The following is a 26,889-nucleotide window of genomic DNA, read 5'->3' as shown; positions in this document are numbered from 1 at the left end:
GGCGCTGCTATGTTCCCCTGTCGTGAGGGGCCGGGCAAGGCCGCTCAGTCGGTCAGGACGAGCTCGAGGCCGGGGAGGTCCACGCCGCACGCCTCGACCCGCCAGCGCTCCCCCGCGGCGAGCGGTTCGAGCGCGGTCATCGTCCCCGTGCTCACGACGCCGCCCGAAGCGGGCATCCCGGCGCCATCGAAGCGCGGCAGGAGCCGGGGAACGAAGTCCAGCGCCGCGAGCGGGTGGCCGAGCACGTCGCGCCCTCGCCCCCGGGCCGACGGACGTTCGTCCCGCAGGAGCGAGACCTCGAGCCGGTCGAGGCGGGCGACCTGCTCCTCGAAGCGCGGCGCCGCCCGTTCGATGCGGGGGCCGATGACGAGCGCCCCGTGCAGTCCGAAATCCGCCACCGAGTCCGCGGGCGTGAGGTGCCAGTCGGGATAGTGGCAGTCGACGATCTCGAACCCGAGCGCGACCCAGGCCGGCCGGGCCGGTCCCTCGGCCCCCGCAATCCCGCCGTCCGGATCGACCCCGAAGACGACCTCCACCTCGATGCGCGGTGCGCAGAAGGCGGCGAGCGATACCCGGGCGGTTGGCGCCGCGGCGTGGATGGTCCGGTCGTAGACGGGGGCCACGATGGGCTCCTCCATCCCGAACCGGGACCAGATCGCCTTGTTCGTGAAGCCCACCTTGCAGCCCGCCCGCCGGTATCCGCGCTCGCGGAGGCGACGGTCGAGCGCCGCGCCGACCCGATACGCCTCGTCGAGGCCGAACCCGGCGCCGTGCCGGGTCGGCGGCGTCGTCGCGTGGCGCCCGTCGCGGGCGGAGAGGAGCGCGCGGGCGATTTCGGCTTCGGTCACGGGGCGCTCCTGCGCGGAGGTCGGCCGGGGCTTGCGACTGGCGCACGGAAACCGGACGATGCGCCCCATGGTAACGTTCCGCGAGGGAGGATGAGATGCCCTTCGAGAGTATAGATCCTGCGACAGAGGAACAGCTTGCCTCGTTCCCGGCCCTCGACGCGGCCGGGATCGATGCGGCTCTCGACCGGGCCCGGCGCGGCTTCGACGCGTGGAAGCGGGTGTCGCTGGACGAGCGGGCGCGGCGGCTGCTCGCCCTCGCGGATCTCGTCGAGCGCGGGCAGGACGCGTACGGCCTCCTCATGACCCGCGAGATGGGGAAGCCGCTCGCCAGCGCGGTAGCCGAAGCGGAAAAGTGCGCCTGGGTGTGCCGCTACTACGCGGAGCACGGCCCCGCCCAACTCGAATCCGAACCCTTCGAGTCCACCGGCACGAGCTGCTGGGTCGAGTACCACCCCCTGGGAGCCGTCCTCGGGATCATGCCCTGGAACTTCCCCTTCTGGCAGGCGATGCGCTCCGCGGTCCCGACGCTGATGGCGGGCAACGTCTTCCTGCTCAAGCATTCGCCGAACGTCCCGCAGTGCGCCATCGCCCTCGAGGGCCTGTTCGCGCGCGCCGGCTTCCCCGAGGGCGTGTTCCAGAACCTCTTCGCCGAGATCGAGGACATCCCGCGCCTGCTCGACGACCCCATCGTCCAGGCAGCCTCCCTCACCGGCTCCGTCGCCGCCGGCTCGTCGCTCGCGGCCGAGGCGGGCCGCCGCATCAAGACGACCGTGCTCGAACTCGGCGGCAGTGATCCCTTCATCGTCATGGAGAGCGCCGACCTCGAGCGGGCCGTCGCCACCGCGGTCGACGCTCGCATGTGGAACAACGGCCAGTCCTGCATCGCCGCCAAACGGATGCTCGTCCAGCGTTCGATCGCCGACGAGTTCGCGGCGCGCCTGATCGAGCGCGTCTCGGCGCTCAAGGTCGGCGACCCCCGGGACCCCGAGGTCGCGATCGGACCGCTCGCGCGGCGGGACCTGCGGGACAAGGTCGCGCGCCAGGTGGAGGCCACGGTGGCGGCGGGCGCCCGGGTCGCCGCGGGCGGCGGCGTACCGGAGCGCCGCGGGTGGTTCTACGATCCGACCGTCCTCGTGGATGTGCCGGACGGCTCCCCGGCCACCGATGACGAGATCTTCGGACCGGTCGCGAGCGTCTTCCCCGTCGAGGATCTGGACGAGGCCATCGAGCGCGCCAACGCGACGGAGTTCGGCCTCTGTTCCGCGATCTGGACGAACGATCCCGACGAGCGGGCGCGCGCCGTGCGGGAACTGGAGGCCGGCGCCGTCTTTATCAACGGCATGTCCGCCTCGGACCCCCGCGTCCCCTTCGGAGGCGTGAAGCGCTCCGGATACGGGCGCGAACTCGGCCCCCACGCGATCCGCGAGTTCGTCAACGTGAAGACGGTGTGGGTCGGCGCGGACTGATGCGGCTGGCCGTCGCGGCGCCGCTCGCTGGACTGGTCGCGGCGGGGTGTCTCGCGACGGGGAGCGTACTGGAGTACCGGGGGACCGGCCTCGCCCGCTGCTACCGGCTCGAATACGAGGCGCTGTGGGAGGGCGTCGTGGAGGCCGTCCGCTACGCCGGGCTCGTCATCGAGCGGGAGAACGTGGGGAACGGCTTCGTGCTCGCCCACAGCTACGAGCCCGAGATCGAGGCCCCGGAGGAGATGGCCCTCGAAGCGGACCAGGGCGAAGTCGTCGGTGTCTTCGTCGAGCGCGAGGGGCCGGACGTGTGGGCCGTAGAGGTCGTCAGCCGCGCCCGCTTCCGGTTCGACCCGAGCCCGCGCGACTGGACCGGGCCCGTGTTCTTGGCTCTCGAGAACCGCCTCCCCGCCGAGGCCAGCGCCCCGAACGAGGATCTGGCCGCCTGCGCCCGCGTGAGAAGCCTGACTTCTCCCGGACCGGGCCGAAGCCCTACGTGAACTCGGCCACGACGAGTTCGACGCACGCCTCCGGCGAACGCTCCTCGGTATCCAGCCGGAGTTCGGGCCGCTCGGGCCGTTCGTAGGGGCCGTCCACGCCGGTCAGGTTCCGGATCTCTCCCCGCCGCGCCCGGGCGTAGAGCCCCTTGGGGTCCCGTGCCGCGCAGGTGGCCGGCGAGGCGTCCACGAAGATCTCCTGGAACTCGCCGGGTTCGAACAGGTTGCGCGCGTAGTCCCGCCCCGCCCGGAACGGACTGATGAGCGCGACGATCACGATCAGGCCGGCATCGACCATCAGACGCGCTACCTCGGCCACGCGCCGGATGTTCTCCTCCCGGTCCGTTTCCGCGAACCCCAGGTCCCGGTTGAGGCCGTGGCGGAGGTTGTCGCCGTCCAGGAGATAGGTGTGGCGGCCCTCCGCCGTGAGCCGCCTCTCGAGCAGGTTCGCGATCGTGGACTTCCCGGACGCCGGCAGCCCCGTCAGCCACAGGCACTGCGCGCGCTGCAGCTTGAGCGCCTCGCGCGCCTCCCGCGTCACGTCGAAGTCCTGCCATTCGACGTTCAGCTCCCGCAATGGACCGCCCGCGCGCGCGAGTTCCACGCCGGCCTCAGGGATGCAGCGGCGGCGGGGGTTCGAGCCCGCCCGTGGCCAGACCGAGTTCCGGCTCACGCCGGCCGCCGCGCCCGATCGCCCGCCTTACCCGGAGCGTGAGCGTGTGGTTCATCATCGCCAGCGCCGGCACGGCGAGCATGATGATGAAGGTCGCGAACAGGATCCCGAAGCCCAGACTCACCGCCATCGGGGAGAGGAACTGCGCCTGCGTGCTGCGCTCGAGGATGATCGGCGACACCCCCAGGAACGTGGTCACGGAGGTCAGCATGATCGGGCGGAAGCGGACCTTGGCCCCCTGCACGATGGCCTCCGCCATGGGGAGTCCCGCGCGCTGCCGTTCGTTGATGAAATCGATGAGGACGAGCGAGTCGTTCACGACCACGCCCGAAAGGCCCACGATGCCGAACATGGAGAGCATGCCGATATCGAGTCCCATGATGAGATGCCCGAGCGCCGCGCCGACGAGCCCCAGCGGAATCGAGGCCATGATGACGAGCGGCTGCACGTAAGACCGGAACGGGATGGCGAGGAGCGCGTAGATCGCGAGCAGGGCGAGCGCGAAGCCGCGCGCGAGCCCCTCGAACGCCAGGGTCTGCTGTCTCTGCTCCCCGCCGAACCCGTAGCGCAGGCCCGGGAACCGGGTCTGAAGCTCCGGCAGGATCGCCGACGTGATCTCCGTGTTGACTTCCTGACCCGTGATGACGGCGGCGTCCACATCCGCCGTGACCGTCGCGATGCGGCGTCCATCGATCCGGTTGATCGTCGATGAGGCCACGCCGAACGAGACATCCGCGACCTCCGACAGCGGCGCCTCGCCGCCCGTCGGCGTCCTGATCCGGTAGTCCCGCAGGTCGGCGAGCGTGTTCCGTTCCGAGTCGGGAAGCCGGACGTACACGCGCACCTCGTCGCGGCCGCGCTGCAGTCGATAGACCTCGTTCCCGAAGAAGGCTCCGCGCACCTGGCGCGCGAGGTCATCGAGCGTGATCCCGAGCGTTCGCGCGGCGGGCTTGAGTTCCAGCTCCAGCTCCCGCTTGCCCCGGCTCTGGTCGTCGCGGACCTCCGTCACCCCGGCGATGCGCGTCAGGCGGGAGACCAGTTCGGGAACGGCCGAGTTCAGCATCGCCGTGTCGGGATGCGACAGCTCCACCTGCACGGGCGACCCGAGGTCGATGAGGACGGAACTGAAGGTGAGTTCGCGGGTGCCGGCGACGGGGCCCACGCGCTCCCTCCACGCCCGCTCCACTTCAATGGCCGGCACGCTGCGGATCTCCGGGTCGGACAATCGCAGGCTGACTTCGGCGATGTTCGACTGGATGAAGCTGGCCTCCGCGCTCATGCTGGGCCCTCCCGCCATCGAAGGCCGCTCCCCGACGCTCGTGAAGGTCGCCTCGATCAGCGGCGGTTCGTCCTCCGGCAGCCCCGCCTCGAGTTCCGCGACCGCCGCGTATCCCTCGCGCTCCACGTAGCTGGCGACTTCCAATGTGCGCTCGCTCGTCGTCCCCTCGGCCATCTCGATGTAGGCGACGACCTCCTCGCCCTCGATCACGGGGAGGAGGCTGAACCGCAGGTGGCGTCCCGCGACGAGTCCCGCCACGAGCAACAGGGAGGAGAGGGCCCCCAGCACAATCAGCCCCGGGCGCCGTACCGCGAATCGTACCGAGCGCTCCAGCGGGCCATCGATGAAGCGCTGCAGCCGCGTCTGCACGAGCGCCTGGAGGCGGTACACCGGTCCCAGCAGTCCCTTCTTCGCACGGTGCGCGCCCGGCGCCGGCAGGTGCGAGAGGTGATACGGGAGGATGAACAGGACCTCGACGAGCGACAGCACGAGCACCGAGATCACGATGGCGGGGATCACGTAGAGGAACTTCCCGAGGCTCCCGGGAACGAAGAGCAGCGGGGTGAACGCCGCCACGGTCGTGAGCACGGCGAAAATCACCGGCACGGACACGCGCCGCGTGCCCCGTATGGCCGCCCGCAGCCCGGGCGTCCCCTTTTCGCGTTCCGCGAAGATGTTCTCCCCCACCACGATCGCGTCGTCCACCACGATCCCGATCGCGAGGATGAAGCCGAACAGCGCCATCATGTTGATGGAGATGCCGAACCACCCCATCACCGCGAACACGCCCGCGAAGGAGAGGCCGATCCCGACCGCCGTCCAGAACGCGAGGCGCAGGTCGAGGAAGAGGGCCAGCGCCACGAGGACGAGAATCAGACCGAGCCGGCCGTTCTTGATGAGGAGGTCGATCCGGCTCTGCAGGTATTCGGCTTCGCTGCGCCAGATGCTGTACTCGACGCCCCGCGGCAGCGAGCCGGCCAGTTCATCCTGCAGGTAGCGTTCGACGACATCGACGATCTCCAGGACGCGCTCGTCCCCCGTCCTCATGACCTTGACGAAGGCCGTCGGCTCCCCGTTGTAGGCGTTGATGAGGTCGTTGTTCTCGAATCCATCCTGGATGTCGGCGATGTCATCGAGGCGGAGCATCGAGCCGTCGACGCTCGCCCGCACGATGATGTCCGCGAAGTCCGACCGGGTGTAGTTCTGTCCCCGGATGTGAACGAGGATTTCCTCGCGATCGGTCTCGACGCTCCCGCCGGGCAGGTCGAGACTGCCGCGACGTACGGCCGCCGAGACTTCGTCGAGCGTGAGACCGTGCGCGCGCAGGGCATCCTTCGAGACTTCGATGGAGATCTCGTACTGCCGGACGCCGGAGACGCGCACGAGGGAGATCGTCGGCAGCGAGGTGAGGTCGTCCTTGACCCGGTTCGCGATCTCCTTGAGGGTCCGCTCGGGGGCATCCCCGAAGATCGCGATGTCCACGACGCCACTCTCGGCGGTGAGCGCGACGACCTCGGGCTCCTCCGCATCGAGGGGGAAACTCGTGATCCGGTCGACGGCGGACTTGATCTCGTCCAACGTTCGAGACTGGTCCGTGCCGAGCGCGAGTTCGGCCATCACGACCCCCACGTTCTGCGAGGCCGCGCCCGTGATGCGGTCGATGCCCTGAATACCGGAGATGCGCTCCTCGATCCGCTGCACGATCGCCTGCTCGACTTCGTCGGGAGAGGCGCCGGGGTACTGGACCCGGATCTGGATCGTGTCCAGAGAGATCTCAGGGAAGGTCTCCTGCGGCAGGTTCACGAGGCTCACGATGCCCGCCACGATGATGAGCACCATGAGCAGGTTGGCGGCGACGCCGTGGTTGGCCATCCATGCGATGGCGCCCCTCATGAGCCGACTCCTTCGCGATCGGCGGTGCCCTCGGGATCGGCGGTGCCTTCGGGTTCGGTGGCGCCCGCGGGTGCCGCGTCCCAGCTCTGCGCGCTCTCGAGGAACTGCACCGGCTGCACGGTCATGCCATCGGTGACGAAGACGAGCATCGATACGATGACCGGAGTCCCGTCGGCGATCGATCCGAGCACCATCGCCTCGTCATCCACCTCCTGGATCGGCTCGACCGGCGTCATGACGAGCAGCGTGTCGTCCTGCACCGTCCACAGCACGTCGCCGTCGCGCACGGCGCCGGCGGGGACGACGGCGTACTCCTCGAAGCTCGTCCCTTCGATGTCCACGGTCGCGTAGCTGCCGATCAGGAGCGGAGGCCGGTGAGGCTCATCCTCGATGGGCGTGAACGGCTCGGGAACCCGGACCACCACGTCGACGGTGCGCGTCTGCTCGTCGAGCGCCGCTTCCGCGCGGTCCACGTATCCGGACCATGCGTACTCGACCCCCCCGTACTCCGAGGTGATTCCGACCGGGATCCGGGTTTCGGCCTCTCCCGCCCGCGCGCTCCACAGGCGCTCGATCAGCGCCGCCTCGTTGTCGCTCAGCGGCACGACGATCTCCACCTCGTCCGTCGCGTACAGGCGGCCGACCGACTGCCCGGCCGCGACGAACTGCCCGAGGTCCACCGTCTCCTCGCGCACGATCCCGTTGAACGGCGCCCGGATCCACGTCCGTTCAAGTGCCAGCCGCGTGTCGTCCAGCCTCGCCGCGGCGCTCCTGAGGGCGGCCCTCGCCGCACCCAGTTGCGGTTGCCGCGTGACGAGCGCGTTGGGCGGCGTCGGATCGAGGTTCTCGCGGGCGGCGAGCCGCGCCCATTCATCGAGCGCCAGCCGCGCGTTCTCCTCGGCCTCCAGGAGGGCCACCTCGCGCTGGGCGACATCCGCGTCCGCCGCCTCCACGGCATTCTCGTAGTCCGCCGGATCCACGCGCAGGAGCGGCTCGCCCTCGAGGAAGCGCCCACCGCTGACGAGGGCGGGCGACGCCCAGATCACGCGTCCGCCGACCTGCGGCGCGATCGTGACTTCGGCGCTGGGCCGCACGGTGCCGCCGCCCCGCACCTTGATCGCCCCCTGCGTCACGCGGGCGGGCACCGTGCTCACCGTGGGGATCACCCGCGGCGGTTCCACCTCCGCCGGCTCGGCGCGCATCCCGAACAGGAGCGCGAAACCGAGCACCCCCACACCGATGACGATCGCCCCCTGTCCCAGCCGCTTCAGCAATCCCGGCCGCGAGGCGGGTGCCTCCGCCTCCTCGGCCCAGTACAGCGTCTGTCGCGTTCCGTCTTCCATCTCTCCGCCCTATCTTAGATCGGGGAGCGTCTGCGCTCCGCCCTCGTTGTCGCTCATGTCGACTTCTTCGACATCCTCCGCCACCCACGCGCCGCCCAGGGCGCGGTGGACGGCGAGCCGCGCCTCGCCGAACCCGCGTTCGGCGAGCACCCGCGTCGTCTCGGCCCCGTTCAGGTTGACCCTCGCATCCAGGTACTCGACGTAGTCCCCGACCCCGCTCTGGTAGCGCTCGAGCTGGTTCTCGAGCGACGCTCGGGCATCCGCGACCTGTTCCATCACCTGCGCGTAGCGTTCCCGTTCGTTCTCGAACTGCCGCAGGCTCGTCCGCACTTCCCGGTAGGCGCCGAGCACCGTGCGCGCGTAGGCGATGAGGGCCTGGTCGTACTGCGCCCCGGCCGCACCGAGGTTCGCCCGCAGCCGGCCCCCCTGGAAGATCGGCGCGACGATGCCGCCGATCAGGTTCCCGAACCACTGGTCGACGTAGAACAGGTTCTCCGCCTCGGCCGACTGGAAGCCCCCCGAAGCGTTCAGGGAGATGGACGGGAGCAGGTCCGCGCGGCGCGCCCCCACGCGCAGGCGGGCCGCCTCGACGCGCTCGAAGGCGGCCATCACGTCGGGCCGCGCCTCGAGCAGCGACATCGGCAGCCCGGCGGGGATCGGCGTCGGGTCGATCGCCGGCGCGAGGCCGGCCGGCAGCAGGTCATCGATCGTCCCCGCGTAGCGTCCCAGGATAAGCGCGAGACGGCCCTCCGCGTCGTCCAACGCCGTGCGCAGCCCCGGAAGATTCGATTCGGCGGTCCGGTACTGCTGCCGGATCGCGTACAGTTCGAAGGTGTTCGTGAGGCCGGCCTGATATCGCTCCCGGGTGAGTTCCGCGCGTTCCCTCAGCAGGTCCACGTTGTCCTCGGCGATGGCGAGCTGGGCGCGCGTGGAGACGACCTCGAGATACGTCGAGATCGTCGAGCCGATGACCGTGAGACGCACCGTTTCGGCATCCCCTCGCGAGGCGAGGAAATCCCGCACGGCGGCACCCGACTCGTTCCGCAGACGCCCCCAGAAGTCGAGTTCGTACGAGAAGCCGAGCGAGGCGGAATAGGTGGTGAACTCGAAGCGGTCGGGGAAGGCGAACCCCAGCCCCGGGAACCCGCCATCCCCGTCGCCCGCTCCGTCGTCGTCGCCGCCGAACTGGGAGCCGAGTCCGGTATTCGCCGGGGTGCTCGACCGGTTGGCGTCTCCGCTCAGGCTCAGCGCCGGGAAGAGCGGCGCCCGCGCGATCCGGTAGCGATGCCGCAGTTCCTCGAGCCGCGCGATCGCCTCCCGCAGGTCGAGGTTCCGGGTGAGGGCGGTCTCGATCAGGCGGTCCAGCGTCGGATCGTCGAACGCGCGCCACCAGGCGAGCGCTTCGGGTTCGACCTCGGCGGGCGGAGCCTCTACATCGTAGGCCTCGGGCATCTCCACCACCGTGGCGGGCATGCGGGGCGCCGGAGCGAGCGAACAGGCGCTCGCCGTCGCCAGCAGGAGCAGTCCGGCGCCGCGCCGCAGGAACGTTCTCATGCGCGCGCCTCCTCCCGGGCGGGGGCCGGGCGCAGCCCCCCGAGCAGGAGGTCGACGATGTGCGCCTTCCGCTCCTGCAGGAACCGATCGAAGTTCTCCACGGCCCGCGAATGGAAGAGTCGCACCGTCGGCAGCGCGACGAACGGAAACAGGCACGCGGAAACGATCGTGAGCAGCGTGTGCCGCAGGTCGACCTCCCGGATCTCCCCCGCGGCCATTGCCGTCCGCATCCTGTCCTCCAGAAGGAGCCCCGGCACTTCCTCACGTGCCTCCATCGCGGTGGTCAGGTGTCGCTCGAGCACCCCGCCGCCGCACAGACACTCGCTCAGCATGAGGCGGGCCATGTCCTGATGTTCGTAGATGTATTCGATGTATCCGTACACGAACGCGCGCAGGCTGTCCTCGAACCCCTGCTCCGCCCGCAGCGACTGGCTCAACCCGGTCATGAACTGGCGGCAGCCGTGCGCGAATACGGCCTCGTACAGCTGCTCCTTGGTGCGGAAGTAGTAGTGCAGCAGGGCGCGATTGATCGCCGCGCGGTCCGCGATCTCCTGGAGCCGCGCGCCATCCCGCCCCTTGCGGGCGAACACCTCGAGCGCCGCGTCGAAGATCTTCTGCTCGGTCCCCGGCGGTTCCGGCGCCCTCCCGGCCTTCGGCGTCGCCTCCATGCCCGGGTCGCCGGCGAGGGCGGCCGGGGCGGCTCCCGATTTCGCGACCATCATGATCTCCCGCAGTCGTGAGGAAGTTGTCAGGAAGGTTTAACGTTTTTGTCAACGGGGGCCGGACACTAGTCACGAGCCGGATCGACCGCAAGTTTGCGCCCCCGGCTCGTGACCGTTGGCAACGGGGCCGCGTGATTCGAGAGGTGGAGCGACGGAGGAGAGATGAAACCACGCATCCGGGTGTACACCGCGACCGTCGTCACCGTACTCGCGTTCGCGACGCTGCCGGTCGTCCTGATGGCGCAGAGCGCGGCCCAGGTGGCGCGATCCGGGGACGGGGTCGTCGCCGCCGCGCAGCCGTTGGCGGCGGCCGCCGGCGCACGCATGCTGGAACTCGGGGGCAACGCCGCCGATGCCGCCGTCGCCGCGGCCTTCGCGATCTCCGTGGTCGAACCGAGCATGAACAGCATCGGGGGGCGGAACCAGATCCTCATCCGGACCCCGGACGGCGAGGTCGCCGGCATCGACGGAACGACCTCGGTCCCGCTCGGATACGACCCCGCCACGGCGCCGAGCGCCGCGTACGGATACGCCACGGTCGGCGTGCCGGGAACCGTCGCGGGGCTCATGCGGCTGCATGAGGAGTACGGCTCGCTGCCGCTGACCACGGTCATGGCCCCGGCGATCGACTACGCGGAGCACGGTTTCCGGCTGCTGCCGGGTGAAGCCCGCCGTCAGGCCGGCTCGCGGGCGCAGGTCGCCGAATCCGAGGGCGCGCGGCGCTACTACCTGAAGCCTGACGGATCGCCCTACGGCCCTGGGGAGCGGCTCGTGCAGTCCGACATGGCCGCGACGCTGAGGGCGATTTCACTGGGCGGGGGCGACGCCTTCTACCGCGGCGGGATCGCCGACCGCATCGCCGCGGACATGGCGGCCAATGGCGGCTTCCTGACCCTCGAGGCGCTGGACACGTACCGGGCCGAGGACTCCCGGATCGTGCGGGGTTCCTACCGGGGCTTCGAGATGGTCGGTTCGGACATCCCGGCGTCGGGAGCCATCGCGATCCTCGCCCTCCACATCGCGGAGGTCTTCGATCCCGACAGCATGAGCGACGAGGCGTGGGCCTCGGTCATCGCCCAGTCGCTGGCCCTCGCGATGACGGAATACCGGCGGGACAGTTCCGACTCCTCGGCCGTACGCGTAACGTCCAAGGCCTTCGCGCGCGAACTGGCCCAGCAGGTGCGGGTGCCCTCCGCGGCCACCATGGAATCGGGCTCGCGGTCCGGGGCGGCGATGTCCCCCCTCAGCCTCGCGCTCGCCGCGGGAGATCGTGATCTGTGGCTGCCGCCGGATGAGGGTCACACGACGCACCTGTCGGCGGCCGACGGGAACGGGATGGCGGTCGCCCTCACGCAGACGATCGGCCCCGGCATGGGCGCGAAGGTCGCGACGCCCGGACTCGGCTTCCTCTACGCGGTGACGCTGGGCGGCTACCTCGGGATCAGCGAGCCGGGGGAGCGCGCCCGCTCCGGGATCACCCCCTTGATGGTGCTCGACGACGGCGAACCGCTCCTCGTGCTCGGAGCCGCGGGGGGCATCCGGATCGTCTCGGCGGTCGTCCAGGCGGTGACGCGGGTCATCGACGACGGTCTCGCGCTCCCGGCCGCCCTCGCGGCCCCGCGCGTGCACCCGGACATGGGACCCGAGGGACTCGCCGGCTTCGCGGTGGAGGCGGGGCCGGAGGACGGCTGGTCGGAGGCGTCGGTCGAGGCGTTCCGCGACATGGGGTTCGACATCACGGCCACCCCGCGGCCGGGCGCGTTCGGGCGCATCCACGGCCTTCAGTACGACGCCGTGACGGGCACCTGGATCGGCGCCGCCGACCCCGACTGGGAGGGCGCCGCGGTCGCGCCCCGCCCGGCCGGAGTGAGCGGAGGCAACTGCCCTAAAACAAGCGAGTAGGGCTCCCAAGGTATCACTATGACCTCGGGTGGCGGATTATGGGCCGAAGAGCCTGCCGGAAAGCCGTTTCTGGGTGGTTCCGGGGCGGGGATGCGGGGTTCTTCGCTCGGCGGGCGGGGCTTGGGGGAGCGTGATTTGGCGGCGGGAGACACCGGTCCCCGCGGATCCGGGTGGAGGCGTGGGACGAGCGGGAGAACCGGGGGCGGCGTCAGCCGAAGCCGGTCCTCTCGATCGTGCGCCAGACGCTGAACAGCCGGTCGGTGGTGGGTTGCCAGCCGATGATCCTGAGCGTGGTGCGCCGCGACCGGCGGATGACCTGGCAGGGCACGAGGATCATCTCGCGGACGAAGCGCCGGAACTCCATGGCGATGTACTTCCGGCGGTCGGCCTTCAGGTGCATCATCATGGCGAGCCAGCTCTTGAGGTTCCACGCCAGCGCCGCCATCACCATGTAGGCCCAGTTGCTCACCAGGTCGTACACGGGCACCCGCAGCGCGTTCACCCCGTTCTTGAGCTGCTCGATCACGTTCTCCTGGTCGCAGCGCGCGTTGGCCAGCCGGACGACCTCCGCCGCGCTCAGGTCCCTCCGGGTGGTGATGTAAAAGAAGTGGCGGATCTCGTCCACCAGGCACAGCTCGCCCTTCATTTTGCCGGTGTTCTTTCGCACGACCACCATCCGGTACGTCTTGCGGCACTTGGTCGGCCGGTAGTCGTACTCGGCCACGTCCTCGTGGTTCAGCCGCTTGTTGAGGTAACCCCGCTCGCGCACGATCCGTCCCTTCTCGTCGGGCCGCCTGCTCCGCGTCGCCCCCGTCGGGGACACATGGCGCGGCCCGCGCTCCAGGCGCGGCCACGCGCCGGCCTCCAGCGCCTCGGCGCGCTTGACCATGGCCGGCTGGGCGTCGTAGCCGAAGAGGAAGTCCGCCCGCTCGCTCCAGCGGTCGAAGTTGACGGTCAGCGAGAAGTCCGTGTCCCCGCGCACGCACACCCCGGGAACATGCGGCGAGACAAGGTCGATCGCCTTGTCGATCCACGCCGCCGCGCCCCGGTGGCTCACCGCGTTGCCCGGCCGGTTCACCACGTAGAGCACCTCGCACGTGTTGGCCAGCGACACGACCAGCGGGTGGTAGCCCCACACCTTCTTGTAGGACTGGTCCATGCCCGCCTTCTTGCGGCCCAGCGTGGGCGCCAGCGTCCCGTCCACGTCCACGTAGGCCACCGGCCCCAGCAGATCCCGGCCCCGGCCCCGCCACAGCCGCGGCCTGACCGCGTTGATGCACTCCATCAGCTCGATCACGTCGGACTCGGAGAAGCGCCGCGTGAAGTCGCCCGCCGCCGTCGGACTCGGGATCAGCGCCGCGCCCAGCGCGTCCATGTACGCCGCGTCGTGGCGCGGGCCGTTCAGATCCTCCAGCCGCGCGCGCCCGCACAGCAGGTTGTACGCGATGTTCAGCACGTGGTCCGACTCGTGGTACGGCAGGCGTCTCTTCAAGAGGTTCAGCCGGGCGTCGATCCCCCGCGCCAGCCCCAGCCTCGACACCAGCCGCCGCACGGCGCCGATGCCCCCGAAGCTCATCGCGCTCGTCCGCGCCCCGATCTCGTAGTGGACCGCGCCCGCCGAGAACACGGGCTTCGCCCGCGCCCGCCGGCGTCCCGCCTTACAGTGCCGCGCCCGAACCTTCCGCTTCCGACGGGCACTGTTCCTCCTGCTCTTGCGATGCGATATTCTCTTCACCGGAAAGGCCTCCTGGTTGGGACCGGGCGTCCACCGCCCGAATCCGATAACTACAATCAGGATAGGCCTTTCCGGTACTCTTTGGTAGATGTCCCGCCCGAATCACGCTTGTCTTGGGACTAGCGGTCGATCAGGCGCCCCGCAAAACAAGGGACCTATACCCAGGCTACAACTTCCCCCCCCGTGTGTGCTTGGAAGAGCTGGAGCAATTCCTGCTGCATCGCCTGCCCAGTATACGGGTTGGCTAGCGGCGGCAGCCGGGGCGGTCGGTTCTCGAAGCAGTCCACGATGGACCACAACTGCGCCCTCGGATATGTCTGCGCTGCACCGTCCATACGAAGCACGCCCAATCGTGCGGCTTCCGCGTGGGCCGCGCGCGAGGTAACCGGGTGGAGCGTGATGTAAGTTCCGGTGGCTGCCGGGAGAATCGGTATTCGGCCCGTGAAGTCGCGGAAGTCGCCCGCCTTCCACATCCCGCCCTTCACCTGGGCGATGGCGAGGTCGGAATCCACGTTGGCGGGCTTCGTGAGCAATCTCCCCACGCCGTCGATACCGCCATCGCCGACCTGCACCATGTTCGGCAAGAGCCTCGGTATCCGTGTAACGGCCCACTTCTCAAACTCGAACGGCTCATCATGCGCCAGCCTTGCCGCGCCCTCAATATCAGTGGGGATACCCGTGTGGTGGAGCGAAAGGCCGCTACCCGCAGGAAATGGCCAGAATGGCGTCACGCCGCCAACCATTCCGGCGCATGGAGGCCAGCCGCGAAACGGCGCACCATCCGCCGCCGCGAGATTGCCACGGCCGCGCCGGAGCGCTCCCCCGTCACCGTCGCATCGATCTCCGAGGCAGCCCGCAGGCCCGACTGGAGGGCTCCCTGCATCCACCCCCGCTCCCCCGAGGCGTGCTCGCCAGCGAAGTGAATGGGGCCCTCGGGTGATGCCAGTTCCGGGTGCTCCGCGAACGGGGGATCGTGCTGGGTGTAGGCCGCCCCAATCCAAGGCTGGTGCTCCCACGCGAAGTGGGTTCCGCGCTCCGCGACCTCGCGCGAGCCGGGGAAGAAGCCATCAAAGCGATCGATGAAGTCGGGCACGATGATGCCGGGCTCCATCGCCGCGACCGTGCGCGCCATGTCTCCGTACATGTAGGACATCAGAATTCCCCGAGGCCCCGGCTGATTCCAGGTGGGATGCCAGAACTCCCAGAACCCCCCCACTAACGACAGCCCCCATCCGTTCAAGCCGTCGCCCTCCCAATTTCGTTCCGCATACTGGACGTAGACCCGAGTGACGTCCTGGTAGGAAGTGGCTTCGAAGGCCGCTCGCTTCGCTTCCGAGAGGATGGGGTCGAACACGATCTTGTCGATGACGGGGAGGGGGACGGTGCAGATGAGGTGGCTGCCCTTCAGCTCCTCCGCGGCGTCGCCGGTTCCGTAGGTGGCCACCACACCGGCCTCATCCCGGACCACCCTCGTCACCGGCGAGCCGTACCGCACACGGTCTCCGAGCGCTTCGGCGAACGCCATCGGCAGGGCATCGGTCCCAGCCGGAATCTTGAGCCACGTGTCCCGTCCCCCACCGAGGAACACGCCCGGCGTCTCCCGGTAGCGGTCGCCCTGCTCGGGAACGATGAGGTACTCACCTTCCTGCGTATAGAAGGGAGATGTCTCGATGCCGAAGTGGTCGATGTAGCCGAGCGTTCGATCATGGTCGGGTGGGATTCGGGCAGGGCCAGCTTCGGCGATGAGCCCGTCGTCGAAGGGCTCGCGAAGTGTCTGCGCCCGGCCCCCGGCTGCGTTTCTTGCTTCCAGAACCCGGACATCGTGCCCCGCCCGGACCAACTCGTATGCGGCGACGAGCCCGGACAGACCGGCGCCCACCACGATCACGTCGACCCGATCTTCGGGCGGCGGCGGTGGCGGCGGCGGTGGCGTTGGCGCGGGGGGAGGCGCGGGCGGGGGCGCAGGGGGCACACTGACGACCGGACCCATCCCGTTGTCCGAGCAGCCAGTGCCCAAGGAGAGAGAGACCAAGGCACCACTACCCCGGACGAGAAAGTTCCGGCGGCTGACAGTTGTCTTTTTGATGTTGGCTCCTTAGTGACGATCGCGCCGCCGTGCGGGTTGATTTCCGGGTTGAGTGCGCGGAGTACCGCGTCCAGTTCTTTGCCCCACCGCTCGGCAAGGTGCCGGGACGTGCGGGGCAAGCCGTCCACCGTCGTAGAGACGCCACCGCTTTGACCCTTCCACCTGCAGCACGAATACATCATGCGTGTCCCAGTGGGGCCTGAAACCTCGAGCATGCGGCGGAGTCAGATAGATGTTCGTCTGAGTTCTGGCGCGGAACGTCGCGCGTCCTGATGTCGGTGGGCTACAGGTCTTCCCGGTCTTCCGCGGTGCCTCTCCCTGTCGGAGGGGATGAGCGAATGAGACCGGCAAAGTGCGTGCCTACGCACGTCTATCGCCCGAGCAAGTCCTGGCAATCCCCAATTCGGGGGACCTGCGTCACGATCCCCCGCGACGGACCGCCCACGCGCGCAGTGTGTAGAGAGCCGGGCTAATGTTTCATCCCGGGGCAGCCCGCCGCCTCCGCGAGGGCGCGCCGGATCAGCACTTCCGCGAGGTGCAGGCGGAACTCCGAACTCGCGTTCTCGTCCGCTGGCGGCGTCTCGAGTTCCGACACCTTCGAGGCCGCCGCCATGATCTCGGCCTTCTCGGAGGCGCCGGCGAGGGCGGCCTCGACCGCATGCGCCCGTAGCGGCGTGCCGCCCATGTTCGTGAGGCCGATCGCGGCCCCCGCGATCCCGTCGCTCCAGTGCACGACCGCGGCGACCCCGACGATCGCCCAGTCCTGCGCGCGCCGCTGGAACTTGTGGTACGCGCTGCCCCAGCCGTCCTTTCGCGGCACCCGGATCCCGGTCACGATCTCACCGGAGTCCATGGCCGGCATGAACGGCCCGACGAAGAAGTCGGCCGCGGCGACCCAGCGCGTGCCGCCGCTCCCCGCCACCGAGATCTCCGCGTCGAGCGCGAGCAGCGCCGTGGGCAGGTCCGAGGCCGGATCCGCGTGCGCGACGGAGCCGCCGATGGTGCCTCGATGCCGCACCTGCGGGTCGCCGATCCCCTGCGCCACCTTGGCGATGAGCCCACAGCCGCCCGTCAGCTCCGAGGCGCCCGCAAGCTCGTGATGCGTCGTCAGCGCGCCGATCGAGACCGCGTCGCCATCCGAGTGCACCCCCCGCAGCTCGTCCAGACCGCCGATGTCCACCAGCAGCGTCGGCCGCGCCAGCCGCAGCCGCATCAGCGGCAGCAGTGAATGTCCGCCGGCCAGCGGCCGCGCGTCTTCCCCTCCCTGGGCGAGAAGACTCAGCGCCTCGTCGAGGGACCCCGCGCGCTCGTATTCGAAGGAAGCCGGAATCATGCCTCACCTCCCTGCGTCGCCTGAATGGCTCGCCATACTCGTTCCGGAGTCGCCGGCATCGGGACGTCCGTCACGCCGAGGTGCGCGAGCGCGTCCACGACCGCGTTGATGACCGCCGGCGCGGAACCGATCGTCCCCGCCTCGCCGATCCCCTTCACCCCCATCGGGTTCGAGGTACTGGGCGTCACCGTCCGGTCCGTCTCGAAGAACGGGAACTCGGCCGCCGACGGCACGAGATAGTTGATCATGGAGGAGGTCTCGAGCGTCCCGTCTTCGGCGTAGGTCGCCTCCTCGTACAGCGCGGCCGCGATCCCCTGCGCCACGCCGCCGTGTACCTGTCCGTCCACGATCACCGGGTTGATCACCGGCCCGCAGTCGTCGACCGCGATGTAGCGGACGAGCTCCACGGCTCCCGTGTCGGTGTCCACCTCGACCACGGCGACGTGCGTACCGAACGGGAAGGTGAAGTTCGGCGGATCGTACACACAGCCCGCTTCGAGCCCGGGCTCCGAGCCCTCCGGCAGGCTGTGGGCGGTCCACGCCGCGAAGGCGAGTTCGGGCATCGACTTCGTGCGGTCCGGAACCCCCTTCACGGAGAAGGTCCCCGCCTCGTAGTCGAGATCCTCGGGCGCGACCTCGAGCAGGTGCGCCGCCAGGAGCCGCGCTTTGTCGACGACCCGGCCGCAGGCCTTGTAGACCGCGACCCCGGCCACCGCGAGACTGCGGCTTCCGTATGTGTTCATCCCGTGGGGCGCGACATGTGTATCGCCGTGCAGCACCGTGACATCCTCGTACGGAATCCCGAGCGCGTCCGCCGCGATCTGGGACCATGAGGTCACGTGCCCCTGCCCGTGCGGCGAGCTGCCCGTCACGACCTCCGCTTTCCCGGTCGGCAGCATGCGCACCGTGGCCGCGTCCCAGCCGCCCGCCGCGTATTTCAGCGAAGCCAGCACCTGCGAGGGGGCGAGCCCGCAGATCTCCACGTAGGAGGAGAACCCGACGCCGATCTGCTTGCCCGCCCCGCTCTCCCTGCGCTCCGCCTGGTCGCGGCGGAACCCGTCGTAGTCCAGCAGTTCCAGGGCACGGTCCAGCGCGGGCTCGTAGTTCGCCGAGTCGAAGGCGAGGCCGCCCGGGCTCTGGACCATGTCGCCCGCCGGGAGGAAGTTCCGCCGCCGGATCTCGGTCGGGTCGACCCCGACCTCGCGGGCGAGCACGTCCATCGCCCGCTCGATCGCGTAGGTGGCCTCGGGCCGGCCCGCGCCGCGGTAGGCGTCCGTCGGCGTCGTGTTCGTGAAAACGCCCGTGCACTCGAAGTGGTACGCCTCCCCGCCGTAGCAGCCGCAGTAGAGGAAGGCCCCGAGAAGCGGGACCCCCGGCGCCACGAGCTGCAGATAGGCGCCCATGGCCGCGAGGATGTTCACCCGGTACCCCAGAATCCTGCCGTCCGAGGTCGCCGCGATCTCGATCTCCTGCACCTGGTCCCGGCCGTGGATCGTGGCCACATACCCCTCGCTCCGGCTCGCCACCCACTTGACCGGTCTGCGGAGCCTGCGCGCGAGGGCGATGCAGAGCGCTTCCTCCGCGTACACGTTGAGCTTCGAGCCGAAGCCGCCGCCCACATCCGGCGCGATCACGCGCATCTGCGACTCCGGAATCCCCAGCGTGAGCGCGAACAACACCTTCGCCACGTGCGGGATCTGCGTGGTCGACCAGACGGTGTAGTCGCCCGCCGCGGGCACCGACTGGACGACGACCGCGCGCGGCTCCATCGCGTTCGGGATCAGCCGGGGCTGCGTGTAGCGCTCCTTGACCACGACGTCGGCCTTGGCGAACGCCGCGTCCACGTCGCCGTTGGTCAGGGTCCAGGTGTAACTCTTGTTGTCGTCGAACGACTCGTGCACGCGGGGCGCGTCGTCGGCCAGCGCCGCCTCCACGTCCACGACCGCCTGCATCACCTCGTAGTCGACCTCCACCAGTTCCGCCGCGTCGAGCGCCGAGTTGCGGCTGGTCGCCACCACGACCGCGACCGCGTCGCCCACGTAGCGCGCGACATCCTGCGCCACGGGCCAGTGGTCGGGGATCCGGATGTCGTCCGTCACGGGCCACGCCATGGGCAGCCCGGCCGCCCATTCTCCGGCCAGGTCCGCCCCGCTGAACGCGGCCACCACGCCGTCCGCGGCGCTGGCGGCGGACACATCCACCGAGTTGATGCGCGCCGATCCGAACGGGCTGCGCACGAGTGCCATGTGAAGCATGCCGGGCAGCGTGAGGCCTTCCACGAACTGGCCCTGCCCGGTGAGGAGCTTGGGATCCTCTTTCCTGGGGACCCCGCCGCCTACGTATTTCTCAGCCGTCGCCATATCTCTCGTCCCTCCCCTGGCCGCCTAAGCGCCCATATCGTCGGCGGCCGCGAGCACCGCCTTGACGATGTTGTGGTAGCCGGTGCAGCGGCAGAGGTTGCCCTCCAGCGCCAGCCGAACCTCCCCCTCCGTCGGCGAGGGGTTCTCATCCAGGTAGCCGACCGCGGCCATCATCATCCCGGGCGTACAGAAGCCGCACTGGAGGCCGTGGTTCTCGTGGAACGCCTTCTGGATCGGGTGCCAGTCGCCGTTGGATGCGAGACCCTCGACGGTGGCCACCTCCTGGCCATCGGCCTGGACGGCGAGCACCGTACACGACTTCACGGACTGCCCTCCCATGAGCACCGTACAGGCCCCGCACGAGGACGTGTCGCAGCCCACGTTGGTGCCGGTCAGTTCGAGTTGTTCGCGAATGAAATGAACGAGGAGGGTGCGGGGTTCGACGTCCGCCTCGTGCCGAACCCCATTCACCGTCACGGAGATGCGCTTCATGCGGCCACTCCTGATCCTGTGCCGGCAAGAGCGCCGGCGGAGCTCCAGAACGGGACTCATCCGGCCGCCCATCGGCCGGGGGGAATCAGTCTAGAACGGGCCGCCGGGCCGGTGCAACGGGTGCCGCCGCGTTGGGCGCTCCGGGCTCCTCTAGATGGCCGATTGTCGGCGCGCCGCGGTGTATTGGAGAGCGAGCCAGGCGACGGACGCGAGGCCCAGGATGAGGAAGCCGACGATCGAGGAACCCAGTGCCACCTGGATGCCGCTCCAGACCAACGCCGGGCTTACGTCACCCGCCCGGGAGATGAAGTCGGCCGCCATCCACACCCCGACCAGCGACCCGAGGACGCCGACGCACGCCGCGAGGGCCCCCAGAATGAGAATTGAATGGATGCGCAGCCCGTCGACCGCGGCTTCGCGGCGAACCAGGTCGGTCGTTGCGCGGCCGATCTGAAACAGCACCAGAGCAAGGACGATCCAGAGCGGATACTGGATGACTCCGAGCGATGAGATGAAGGACATCATTCCCTCCCTTTGGTTGATGTGAGTCTGGTTGAGGCGAGTCCGGATGAGGTCAGTGTGAGCGGCGGACGGGTGAAGAACATCGAAATGCGACGCTCGATCATCTCGTCGGTGATGAGACGTGGGGTGATCGCGAGCCAGCCGAAGAGCCCGAAGATCGCAGCGCCTAGACCGAGCGCGGCGAAGGAGACGCTCCGGCGAACGGCGTCCCACACCGCTGGGCGTCTCACAGCGGCTTCGGCTTCGAGCGCGCCCAACGTGCTGTACCCCTCCCAGGCGGCCCCCAGTGCCCCGAGGGCGATCGCCGCGACGACGAGGCCGATCTGCCGATGCCACAGTTGCTGACGGAATGCCGGTCGCAGGTCTCCGTCGATCCATAGGCGCTTGGCTGCCCGGGTCCAGTTGGCGGCGAGAAGCGCGACCACGGCCACCTGGGGCCAGGCCAGAATGGGGGTGGGGCTCGCGGGGGCGTGCCACCAAACCACAACCAGCGCCGCCGCACCGGCCACGACTGCGGCCGCCCCGACGCCGAGACGCTCCACCCGGTCGAGCCACCCGGCGGTCCGCACCCAGCGGCCAAGAGGGGGCGCGTGCTGCGCTTCAAGCTCCCCGAGCGCCTCCTCGGTCGGGACGAGTCGCCGAAGCGCGGCCCGGCGGGCCTGAGCCGGGCGGTGACCCCGACGCTGCAGCTCGTCCTGGAGCGCCTCCGCGTCCGCACCCAGCTCCTCGATCAGCTCGAGACGCCGCCGCGGCGACACCCTGAGATCGCGCTCGACCGCCTCCAACGGGTGCTTACGCCGCATGGGTCCCCCCCAGGACCTCGAGAAGCGTTCGAAACTGCCGCTCCAGCTCTTCCGCTCCGTCCGTGAGTTCGCCCCGTCCGGCGCCGGTGATCTCATACGTCTTCCGCCGTCGCCCTTCCCCGTCCCAAGACCCCCGGACCTGCCCCTTCGCTTCCAGCCGGTGCAGGATCGGGTACAGCGTACCGTGCTGGAAGGAGAACGCGCCGCCACTGCGCTCCTCCACCGAGAGCGCGATCTGATAACCGTGGGCGGGCCCGCGCTCCAGAACGGCGAGCACCAGTAGCTCGTTGATTCGCTTCGACAGGTTCGCCTGCACGCTGCGCCTCACATGAAGGGGTTACGAATCGCGGGTTTCTCACCACTTCACCTGCAGGCTATAAAGATGTTCTTTATATCGCAACTCTGCATATGAAACCCGCAGCCGGAGGGAAGACAGCCGAGCGGCCATCACTGCGGGGCCGGACGATGAAGTGACGCCCGTGGCGGGTATCCCCGGCCGGGCCACGTAGCGACATTGGACGGCGACGCGGGGGCCGTCGGCTACGCAGCCGACGCGTCCAGCGGTGAGGATCGAGAGACGAATGTATACGACGTGCATCTTCTGCCACGGCGACCTCTACCGGAACGAGGCCATCGAGGAGTTCCCGGTCGGTCGCCGCCTCGCATTCGACGGCTCGCGGGGACGCCTCTGGGTCGTGTGTCGGCGCTGCGAGCGCTGGAACCTCTCGCCGCTGGAGACGCGGTGGGAAGCGATCGAGGCCTGCGAACGCGCCTTCGAGACCACCCGCATGCGGGTCGCCTCCGACAACATCGGCCTCGCGAAGCTCAAGGAGGGCCTCGAACTCGTGCGCGTCGGCGACCCCGTCCGGCAGGAGTTCGCCGCGTGGCGCTACGGAGACCAGTTCGGTCGGCGCCGCAAGCGGGCCATGCTCATCACCGGCGCGGCCGCGACGGCCGCGGGGGCTCTCGTTGTGGGAGGCGTACTCTCCCTGGGCTCACTCTGGTTGACGACCAGGCTGACGAAGACCTGGTACCTCAAGCGCGTTGTCCTCCGGACTCGGAATCAGGGTGGAGCGCCGGTTCGGGTCCTCCGGAAACACCTTTACACCTCTCGTCTCGTGCCCGATCGCGAGGGCGGTGGATGGGGGCTGCGCGTCGATCACCTTCCGGGCTGGAGCGGGGGGGACAAGCGGGAGACGATGATCATCCACGGACGCGAGGCGATCGGGCTCGCGGGTCAGTTGATGGCACAAGCCAACCGTCGCGGGGGCAGGGAGAGCGCGATCCGCAGGGCGGTGAGCCGGATCGAACACGCTGGCCACCCCGAGGGGTTTCTTCCCGAAGCGGCGGACATGGCGTTGCATGCCTTCCAGCGATCCGCCAAGGACCACCCGCCCGCAAGAAAAATCGAACGGATGCGGAAACCTCTGCCCGGTACGCTTGCGGGCATGAGCGAGAGCACGCGGTTGGCGATCGAAATGGCGACGCACGAGGAGGCCGAGCGAGAGGCCCTCGAGGGAGAACTCAAGGAACTCGAAGCGCGGTGGCGCGAAGCCGAGGAGATCGCACGCATCGCCGACAACCTGCTCGTCCCCGAGAGCGTTGACGGCTTCATCGCCGGCGAGCACGAGCGCATCGACGTCGACCCCATGAACCCGTCGCGGAACGTCTGAGTGTACACGACCTGCATCTTCTGCCACGGTGACCTCGACCGGAACGAGGCCATCGAGGAGTTCCCGGTCGGGCACCGCCTCGCCTTCGACGGAGCCAAGGGACGGCTCTGGGTCGTCTGCCGGCGCTGCGAGCGCTGGAACCTCTCGCCGCTGGAGACACGGTGGGAGGCGATCGAGGCCTGCGAGCGCGCCTTCGAGACGACCCGCATGCGGGTCGCCACGGACAACATCGGGCTCGCCAAGCTGAAAGAGGGGCTCGAACTCGTACGCGTGGGAGACCCTGTCCGCCAGGAGTTCGCGGCATGGCGCTACGGCGACCAGTTCGGCCGCCGACGCCGCCGGGCCATGCTCATCACCGGCGCGGGCGCGACCGCGACCGGGGCCTTTGTCGCCGGGAGCATGGTGACGGGCTTCTCGCTGATTGCGGCCTTCTCGAGCATCCCGAGCCTGATCCAGCAGTGGTATCAAGATCGCGTGATCCTCCGTCTCAGGAACGAGGTCGAAGACCCGATCCGGATCCAGCGAAAACACCTCTACACGTCACGCCTGGTCCCGAGCGCCGACGCCTCGGGATGGGATCTCAGCGTCGATCACATCCCGGGCTGGGACAAGTCGCTGAGGACACGTAAGCAGAAGGACCGGCGACATACGATGATCGTTCACGGCAGCGAGGCCATCGGCCTGGCCGGGCAACTCATGGCACACGCGAACCGGAGCGGTGGCGGGCGCAAGACGGTCCGCGCGGCGGTGGCCCGAATCGAGGAGGCCGGCCACCCCGAGGCGTTTCTCCCACAAGCTGCCGATCTCGCGCAGCGCGACTTCTCCGGGCGCCGGCGGCCAGGCCTCTCGGCAAAGAAAATCGAGGCACTCTCGAAACCCCTGCCCGGGACGCTGGCGGGCCTCAAGGTGGATGTGCGGCTGGCGATCGAGATGGCTACGCACGAGCAGGCCGAGCGCGAGGCGCTCGAGGGAGAACTCAAGGAACTCGAGGCCCGGTGGCGGGAGGCGGAGGAGATCGCCCGCATCGCCGACAACCTGTTCGTCCCGGAAAGCGCCGAGAGCTTCATCGAGGGGGAGCGTTCGCGCCTCGAACCCGACGCGACCGACGGGACCTCGACCGGCTGAGAGCCTGTCCGGGGATGCCGGGGCACCCTATCGTCCGGCGGGGATCGTGACGATGCGCCGTCACCCCCAGCCCCGAAGTAACGCCTGCAGGAAGGAAGCCTTGAGCGAGAAGAGACTCATCGTCGTCGGCGACCGTGTGCTCATCGAACCGCTGGAGGGCGAGGAGCGCACCAACGTCGGTCTCTATCTTCCTCCCACCGCGATCGACAAGCAGGCCGTGCAGGCGGGCACGGTGGTGGCGGTCGGACCCGGCACGCCGGTGGGGCCGCCCGCGGAACTGGGCGATGAACCGTGGAAGATCGGCGCAACCGAGGCGCGCTACCTTCCCATGCAGGCACGGCCGGGCGACTACGCCCTCTTCTTCCGGAAAGCGGCGGTCGAGATCACGTTCGAGGGCACCCGGTATCTCGTGGCACCCCAGGGGGCGATCCTCACCCTCGTCCGGCCGGAGGAGCGGCGAGAGACCTCGGACGGGTTCGACCCCTCGTTCCTCTAGGCCCCGGGACCGACGGCAGCCCACCGGTCGGGGCTGCCTACCGGTCGGTGGGAGTGATCCGGTCGGGCCGAAGCGAGTCCGCCGGTTCGTCTCCCGGATCTTGTTCGCCGGATTCATACCGTACATGGACCGTAAGAGGACGTGCGACAGTACGACGCAGTGAGAGCGGGACGCCTCTTGCGGACCGCCAAAGAACACGCGTAATTGTGGGAGCGAGTCCCGGGAGCGAGTCCCGGGAGCGAGTCCCGGGAGCGAGTCCCGGGAGCGAGTCCCGGGAGCGAGTCCCCCCCTCAAGACCCGGGAGGCCAACGTGTTTAACCTCAAATCCCTTCATCACTTCACGTTCCTGCTTGTCGGAGCCGTCCTGTTGGCGGGGGCGGTCGATCCCAAACCGGTGGCGGCGCAGGACGAAGATTCCTGTGTGGACTGTCTCACCTTCTATTGCAATCCAGACCCCGATGATCTGTCTGAGTGCCATACCGCAGTGACTCCTGTCCACAACGACGGGTACTACAAGCGGAAAGACGGAGTACACCCGCGCGTTCCATACCCGAAGGGCTGCACGGAGAAGCACCCCCCCGGGTGCCGGGGCGGCGGCATCGACGGGATCCTGTACGACGCAGGTGTGCTGAAGACAGTCTTGGCGGCGGTGTCGGCCGGCGACGCCTTGGAGGTGTACCGAATCATCCGCGGCCAGCCCGAGAAGTCGCCGTTTTACTTTGCGACCGAACGCATGGCCATCCAAGTTCGGGGATGCACCCAGGGAACCGTTGCCGTCCACATTCCGCTCCGGCACCTCGCCACTCCGGAATTCCTCGCTGCGGTCGCCGCCGGTGCCGGTTCACACCTTGCGCCGTGAAGGCCCCCGCGGAGCGTCGTCCGCGCTCCCCTCGCCGCCGGGACATGTAGCCCTGCACGGCCGCTCCCAGACGGCCGTTGAGGCCGCTTGCCGAACGCTATTGGCCGTCGCGCTTCTGGTGGCTACGTCCCGGGCGGTGCAGGCCCAGCAGCCCACGGTGCTGCGGGAGGATCCGCAGCCGCCGTGCGAGATCGAGCTGGAGCCCGGCCCGGTGTTCAGGGGCGGCGGGTGGGACGACGAGAACTGGGTGTCCAACGCCTACGACGTGGAGGCTCTGCCCGGCGGGCGCCTCGCGATCACGGAGCAACTACGGCCCGAGCGTTTCTTGGTGGCCTCCGCGGATGTCCCCGGCGGCCGCTGGGTGGGACGAGGTGGCGAGGGGCCGGGCGAGTACCGGTGGATTCGGTGGGTGCGCGCCCACGGAGACCGCCTGCACGTCTTTGACGCCTTGAACAGGCGCCGAACCGTGCTGGATGCGACGGACTTCGAGGTGTTGCACACGAACCCCCTTTCGCCGGGTACACTCGAGAACGACGCCGTCGTTCTCGACGATTCCTCGTATGTGATCAACGCCACGATGTACGCCGCGGACCGGGTGGGGTACGTCCTCCACCTCATGAATGGTGAGGGTGACGTGGTCCGCTCGTTCGACGAGGTGCCGGTCGGGGTGCCCGGCGCCCCGTCACCCTTTCGATCGATCACGCCCGCCGCCCGCAGCGGCGAGGTCTGGTCGGTGTCGCCGGAGGAATACCGGATCGATCTGTGGGACGCGGCGGCGGGGACGCGCCTGCGCTCGCTGGTCCGGGAGGTCGAATGGTTCCCGCCGAACTCCCCGCGCAGGGAGTTGCACCCCGACCAGCCCGGCTCGCCGGGGATCAGATACATGACGAGCGATTCCCGAGATCGGCTGTGGGTAATGATCTCGGTGGCGGCGGCCAACTGGGCGGACTGCCTTGTGGAGACCCCGCCGGGATTGCACCCCGAGGCGGGAGAGTACACGCGCCGCGAGAATTGCTCGCTCTACGAGCAGCGTATCGAGGTGTTGGATCCCGGCGCGGGTCGCATCCTTGCGGCCGCGAACTTCACGGATGGCTTCGGGGCGGTGGACGGCGGCCTGTTGTTTTCGTACGAGACGGACGCCTTTGGATTCCCCACGTTGCGTTTCTGGCGGCCGTCCCTGCGGGTGGCCAACCCGGAAAGCGACCGAGAATGCGCAGCTTGACAGTGTCAT

General features: G+C 69.2%; 24 protein-coding genes. 8 read left to right on the top strand and 16 right to left on the bottom strand.

From position 1 onward, the window contains the following. Positions 1-44: 44 nt before the first annotated feature. The gene (locus tag ACPXY0_RS02270; protein WP_423928081.1) at positions 45-848 is read right to left on the bottom strand and encodes a 2-keto-4-pentenoate hydratase; all 804 of its coding nucleotides are present in this window, start codon (positions 846-848) and stop codon (positions 45-47) included. A gap of 95 nt (positions 849-943) precedes the next feature. Here ACPXY0_RS02270 and ACPXY0_RS02265 point away from each other — a divergent pair, with 95 nt between their 5' ends. Both ACPXY0_RS02265 and ACPXY0_RS02260 read left to right on the top strand, forming a co-directional pair. Then, positions 944-2,314, top strand: a complete 1,371-nt coding sequence (locus ACPXY0_RS02265; RefSeq protein ID WP_423928079.1) for an NAD-dependent succinate-semialdehyde dehydrogenase — start codon at positions 944-946, stop codon at positions 2,312-2,314. Further along, positions 2,314-2,811 (top strand): hypothetical protein, encoded by a 498-nt coding sequence (locus tag ACPXY0_RS02260; RefSeq protein ID WP_423928077.1) that lies wholly within the window; start codon positions 2,314-2,316, stop codon positions 2,809-2,811. Before ACPXY0_RS02265 ends, ACPXY0_RS02260 begins: the two co-directional genes overlap by 1 nt. Here the strand turns inward: ACPXY0_RS02260 and cysC are convergent. From cysC to ACPXY0_RS02235, 5 genes are read right to left on the bottom strand one after another with little or no spacing between them, the layout of a single operon-like run. Further along, a complete protein-coding gene (gene cysC / locus ACPXY0_RS02255; RefSeq protein WP_423928075.1) occupies positions 2,804-3,412 on the bottom strand; it encodes an adenylyl-sulfate kinase in 609 nt (202 codons plus the stop codon). The two genes, ACPXY0_RS02260 and cysC, sit on opposite strands and share 8 nt — an antisense overlap. A 7-nt stretch (positions 3,413-3,419) precedes the next feature. Next, on the bottom strand, positions 3,420-6,653 hold the full coding sequence (locus ACPXY0_RS02250) for an efflux RND transporter permease subunit (RefSeq protein WP_423928073.1): 3,234 nt from the start codon (positions 6,651-6,653) through the stop codon (positions 3,420-3,422). After that, positions 6,650-7,996, bottom strand: a complete 1,347-nt coding sequence (locus ACPXY0_RS02245) for an efflux RND transporter periplasmic adaptor subunit (RefSeq protein WP_423928071.1) — start codon at positions 7,994-7,996, stop codon at positions 6,650-6,652. Before ACPXY0_RS02245 ends, ACPXY0_RS02250 begins: the two co-directional genes overlap by 4 nt. A 9-nt stretch (positions 7,997-8,005) precedes the next feature. Then, positions 8,006-9,550 carry an efflux transporter outer membrane subunit gene (locus tag ACPXY0_RS02240; protein ID WP_423928069.1) on the bottom strand — a complete coding sequence of 515 codons (1,545 nt, stop codon included), beginning with the start codon at positions 9,548-9,550 and terminating at the stop codon, positions 8,006-8,008. Continuing rightward, positions 9,547-10,269: a TetR/AcrR family transcriptional regulator gene (locus tag ACPXY0_RS02235; protein ID WP_423928067.1), complete on the bottom strand. Its 723-nt coding sequence runs from the start codon at positions 10,267-10,269 to the stop codon at positions 9,547-9,549. Before ACPXY0_RS02235 ends, ACPXY0_RS02240 begins: the two co-directional genes overlap by 4 nt. A gap of 165 nt (positions 10,270-10,434) precedes the next feature. On the opposite strand from ACPXY0_RS02235, the gene ACPXY0_RS02230 reads away from it, so the two are divergent. Beyond that, positions 10,435-12,174, top strand: coding sequence for a gamma-glutamyltransferase (locus ACPXY0_RS02230; RefSeq protein ID WP_423928065.1), 1,740 nt, complete (start codon positions 10,435-10,437; stop codon positions 12,172-12,174). 208 nt (positions 12,175-12,382) lie between these two features. On the opposite strand, the gene ACPXY0_RS02225 is transcribed toward ACPXY0_RS02230, so the two are convergent. The 10 genes from ACPXY0_RS02225 to ACPXY0_RS02180 form a co-directional block, all read right to left on the bottom strand. Further along, complete coding sequence (locus tag ACPXY0_RS02225; protein WP_423928063.1) at positions 12,383-13,909, bottom strand: IS1380 family transposase; 1,527 nt, start codon at positions 13,907-13,909, stop codon at positions 12,383-12,385. Between the two features lie 155 nt (positions 13,910-14,064). After that, the gene (locus tag ACPXY0_RS02220) at positions 14,065-14,493 is read right to left on the bottom strand and encodes a hypothetical protein (protein ID WP_423928061.1); all 429 of its coding nucleotides are present in this window, start codon (positions 14,491-14,493) and stop codon (positions 14,065-14,067) included. Between the two features lie 143 nt (positions 14,494-14,636). Beyond that, positions 14,637-15,797 carry a flavin monoamine oxidase family protein gene (locus tag ACPXY0_RS02215; protein ID WP_423928059.1) on the bottom strand — a complete coding sequence of 387 codons (1,161 nt, stop codon included), beginning with the start codon at positions 15,795-15,797 and terminating at the stop codon, positions 14,637-14,639. 207 nt (positions 15,798-16,004) lie between these two features. After that, complete coding sequence (locus tag ACPXY0_RS02210) at positions 16,005-16,346, bottom strand: JmjC domain-containing protein (RefSeq protein WP_423928057.1); 342 nt, start codon at positions 16,344-16,346, stop codon at positions 16,005-16,007. A gap of 118 nt (positions 16,347-16,464) precedes the next feature. After that, on the bottom strand, positions 16,465-17,328 hold the full coding sequence (locus tag ACPXY0_RS02205) for an FAD binding domain-containing protein (RefSeq protein WP_423928055.1): 864 nt from the start codon (positions 17,326-17,328) through the stop codon (positions 16,465-16,467). Continuing rightward, positions 17,325-19,688 (bottom strand): xanthine dehydrogenase family protein molybdopterin-binding subunit, encoded by a 2,364-nt coding sequence (locus ACPXY0_RS02200; protein WP_423928053.1) that lies wholly within the window; start codon positions 19,686-19,688, stop codon positions 17,325-17,327. The genes ACPXY0_RS02205 and ACPXY0_RS02200 overlap by 4 nt, the downstream gene beginning before the upstream one ends. Before the next feature lie 24 nt (positions 19,689-19,712). Further along, positions 19,713-20,180: a (2Fe-2S)-binding protein gene (locus ACPXY0_RS02195; RefSeq protein WP_423928051.1), complete on the bottom strand. Its 468-nt coding sequence runs from the start codon at positions 20,178-20,180 to the stop codon at positions 19,713-19,715. A 150-nt stretch (positions 20,181-20,330) separates the two neighbouring features. Then, positions 20,331-20,702, bottom strand: coding sequence for a hypothetical protein (locus ACPXY0_RS02190; protein WP_423928049.1), 372 nt, complete (start codon positions 20,700-20,702; stop codon positions 20,331-20,333). After that, entirely contained in the window at positions 20,702-21,505 is an 804-nt protein-coding gene (locus ACPXY0_RS02185; protein WP_423928047.1) for a hypothetical protein, read from the bottom strand. Before ACPXY0_RS02185 ends, ACPXY0_RS02190 begins: the two co-directional genes overlap by 1 nt. After that, positions 21,495-21,821 carry a PadR family transcriptional regulator gene (locus ACPXY0_RS02180; protein WP_419933746.1) on the bottom strand — a complete coding sequence of 109 codons (327 nt, stop codon included), beginning with the start codon at positions 21,819-21,821 and terminating at the stop codon, positions 21,495-21,497. Before ACPXY0_RS02180 ends, ACPXY0_RS02185 begins: the two co-directional genes overlap by 11 nt. Before the next feature lie 265 nt (positions 21,822-22,086). On the opposite strand from ACPXY0_RS02180, the gene ACPXY0_RS02175 reads away from it, so the two are divergent. The 5 genes from ACPXY0_RS02175 to ACPXY0_RS02155 all read left to right on the top strand — a co-directional run bounded on the left by ACPXY0_RS02175 (position 22,087) and on the right by ACPXY0_RS02155 (position 26,880). Beyond that, positions 22,087-23,178: a hypothetical protein gene (locus ACPXY0_RS02175; RefSeq protein ID WP_423928044.1), complete on the top strand. Its 1,092-nt coding sequence runs from the start codon at positions 22,087-22,089 to the stop codon at positions 23,176-23,178. Continuing rightward, positions 23,179-24,303 carry a hypothetical protein gene (locus ACPXY0_RS02170; RefSeq protein ID WP_423928042.1) on the top strand — a complete coding sequence of 375 codons (1,125 nt, stop codon included), beginning with the start codon at positions 23,179-23,181 and terminating at the stop codon, positions 24,301-24,303. A gap of 100 nt (positions 24,304-24,403) precedes the next feature. Next, positions 24,404-24,799, top strand: coding sequence for a co-chaperone GroES (locus ACPXY0_RS02165; protein WP_419933749.1), 396 nt, complete (start codon positions 24,404-24,406; stop codon positions 24,797-24,799). A gap of 310 nt (positions 24,800-25,109) precedes the next feature. Continuing rightward, positions 25,110-25,658: a hypothetical protein gene (locus ACPXY0_RS02160; RefSeq protein ID WP_423928040.1), complete on the top strand. Its 549-nt coding sequence runs from the start codon at positions 25,110-25,112 to the stop codon at positions 25,656-25,658. A 118-nt stretch (positions 25,659-25,776) separates the two neighbouring features. Continuing rightward, positions 25,777-26,880 carry a hypothetical protein gene (locus tag ACPXY0_RS02155; protein ID WP_423928038.1) on the top strand — a complete coding sequence of 368 codons (1,104 nt, stop codon included), beginning with the start codon at positions 25,777-25,779 and terminating at the stop codon, positions 26,878-26,880. Positions 26,881-26,889 lie beyond the last annotated feature (9 nt).

Origin of the sequence: Candidatus Palauibacter sp. (assembly GCF_965237495.1) — a bacterium.
Taxonomy (GTDB): domain Bacteria; phylum Gemmatimonadota; class Gemmatimonadetes; order Palauibacterales; family Palauibacteraceae; genus Palauibacter.
Note: the sequence above shows the minus strand (reverse complement) of the source record. Positions and strands in the feature narration are given on the sequence as shown.

Coding starts and splice junctions, on each gene's coding strand:
- ACPXY0_RS02185 (WP_423928047.1), bottom strand. CDS start 21,505: ATGCGGCGTAAGCACCCGTTGGAGGCGGTCGAGCGCGATCTCAGGGTG.
- ACPXY0_RS02235 (WP_423928067.1), bottom strand. CDS start 10,269: ATGGTCGCGAAATCGGGAGCCGCCCCGGCCGCCCTCGCCGGCGACCCG.
- ACPXY0_RS02265 (WP_423928079.1), top strand. CDS start 944: ATGCCCTTCGAGAGTATAGATCCTGCGACAGAGGAACAGCTTGCCTCG.
- ACPXY0_RS02240 (WP_423928069.1), bottom strand. CDS start 9,550: ATGAGAACGTTCCTGCGGCGCGGCGCCGGACTGCTCCTGCTGGCGACG.
- ACPXY0_RS02245 (WP_423928071.1), bottom strand. CDS start 7,996: ATGGAAGACGGAACGCGACAGACGCTGTACTGGGCCGAGGAGGCGGAG.
- ACPXY0_RS02260 (WP_423928077.1), top strand. CDS start 2,314: ATGCGGCTGGCCGTCGCGGCGCCGCTCGCTGGACTGGTCGCGGCGGGG.
- ACPXY0_RS02190 (WP_423928049.1), bottom strand. CDS start 20,702: ATGTCCTTCATCTCATCGCTCGGAGTCATCCAGTATCCGCTCTGGATC.
- ACPXY0_RS02250 (WP_423928073.1), bottom strand. CDS start 6,653: ATGAGGGGCGCCATCGCATGGATGGCCAACCACGGCGTCGCCGCCAAC.
- ACPXY0_RS02175 (WP_423928044.1), top strand. CDS start 22,087: ATGTATACGACGTGCATCTTCTGCCACGGCGACCTCTACCGGAACGAG.
- ACPXY0_RS02195 (WP_423928051.1), bottom strand. CDS start 20,180: ATGAAGCGCATCTCCGTGACGGTGAATGGGGTTCGGCACGAGGCGGAC.
- ACPXY0_RS02205 (WP_423928055.1), bottom strand. CDS start 17,328: ATGATTCCGGCTTCCTTCGAATACGAGCGCGCGGGGTCCCTCGACGAG.
- ACPXY0_RS02230 (WP_423928065.1), top strand. CDS start 10,435: ATGAAACCACGCATCCGGGTGTACACCGCGACCGTCGTCACCGTACTC.
- ACPXY0_RS02200 (WP_423928053.1), bottom strand. CDS start 19,688: ATGGCGACGGCTGAGAAATACGTAGGCGGCGGGGTCCCCAGGAAAGAG.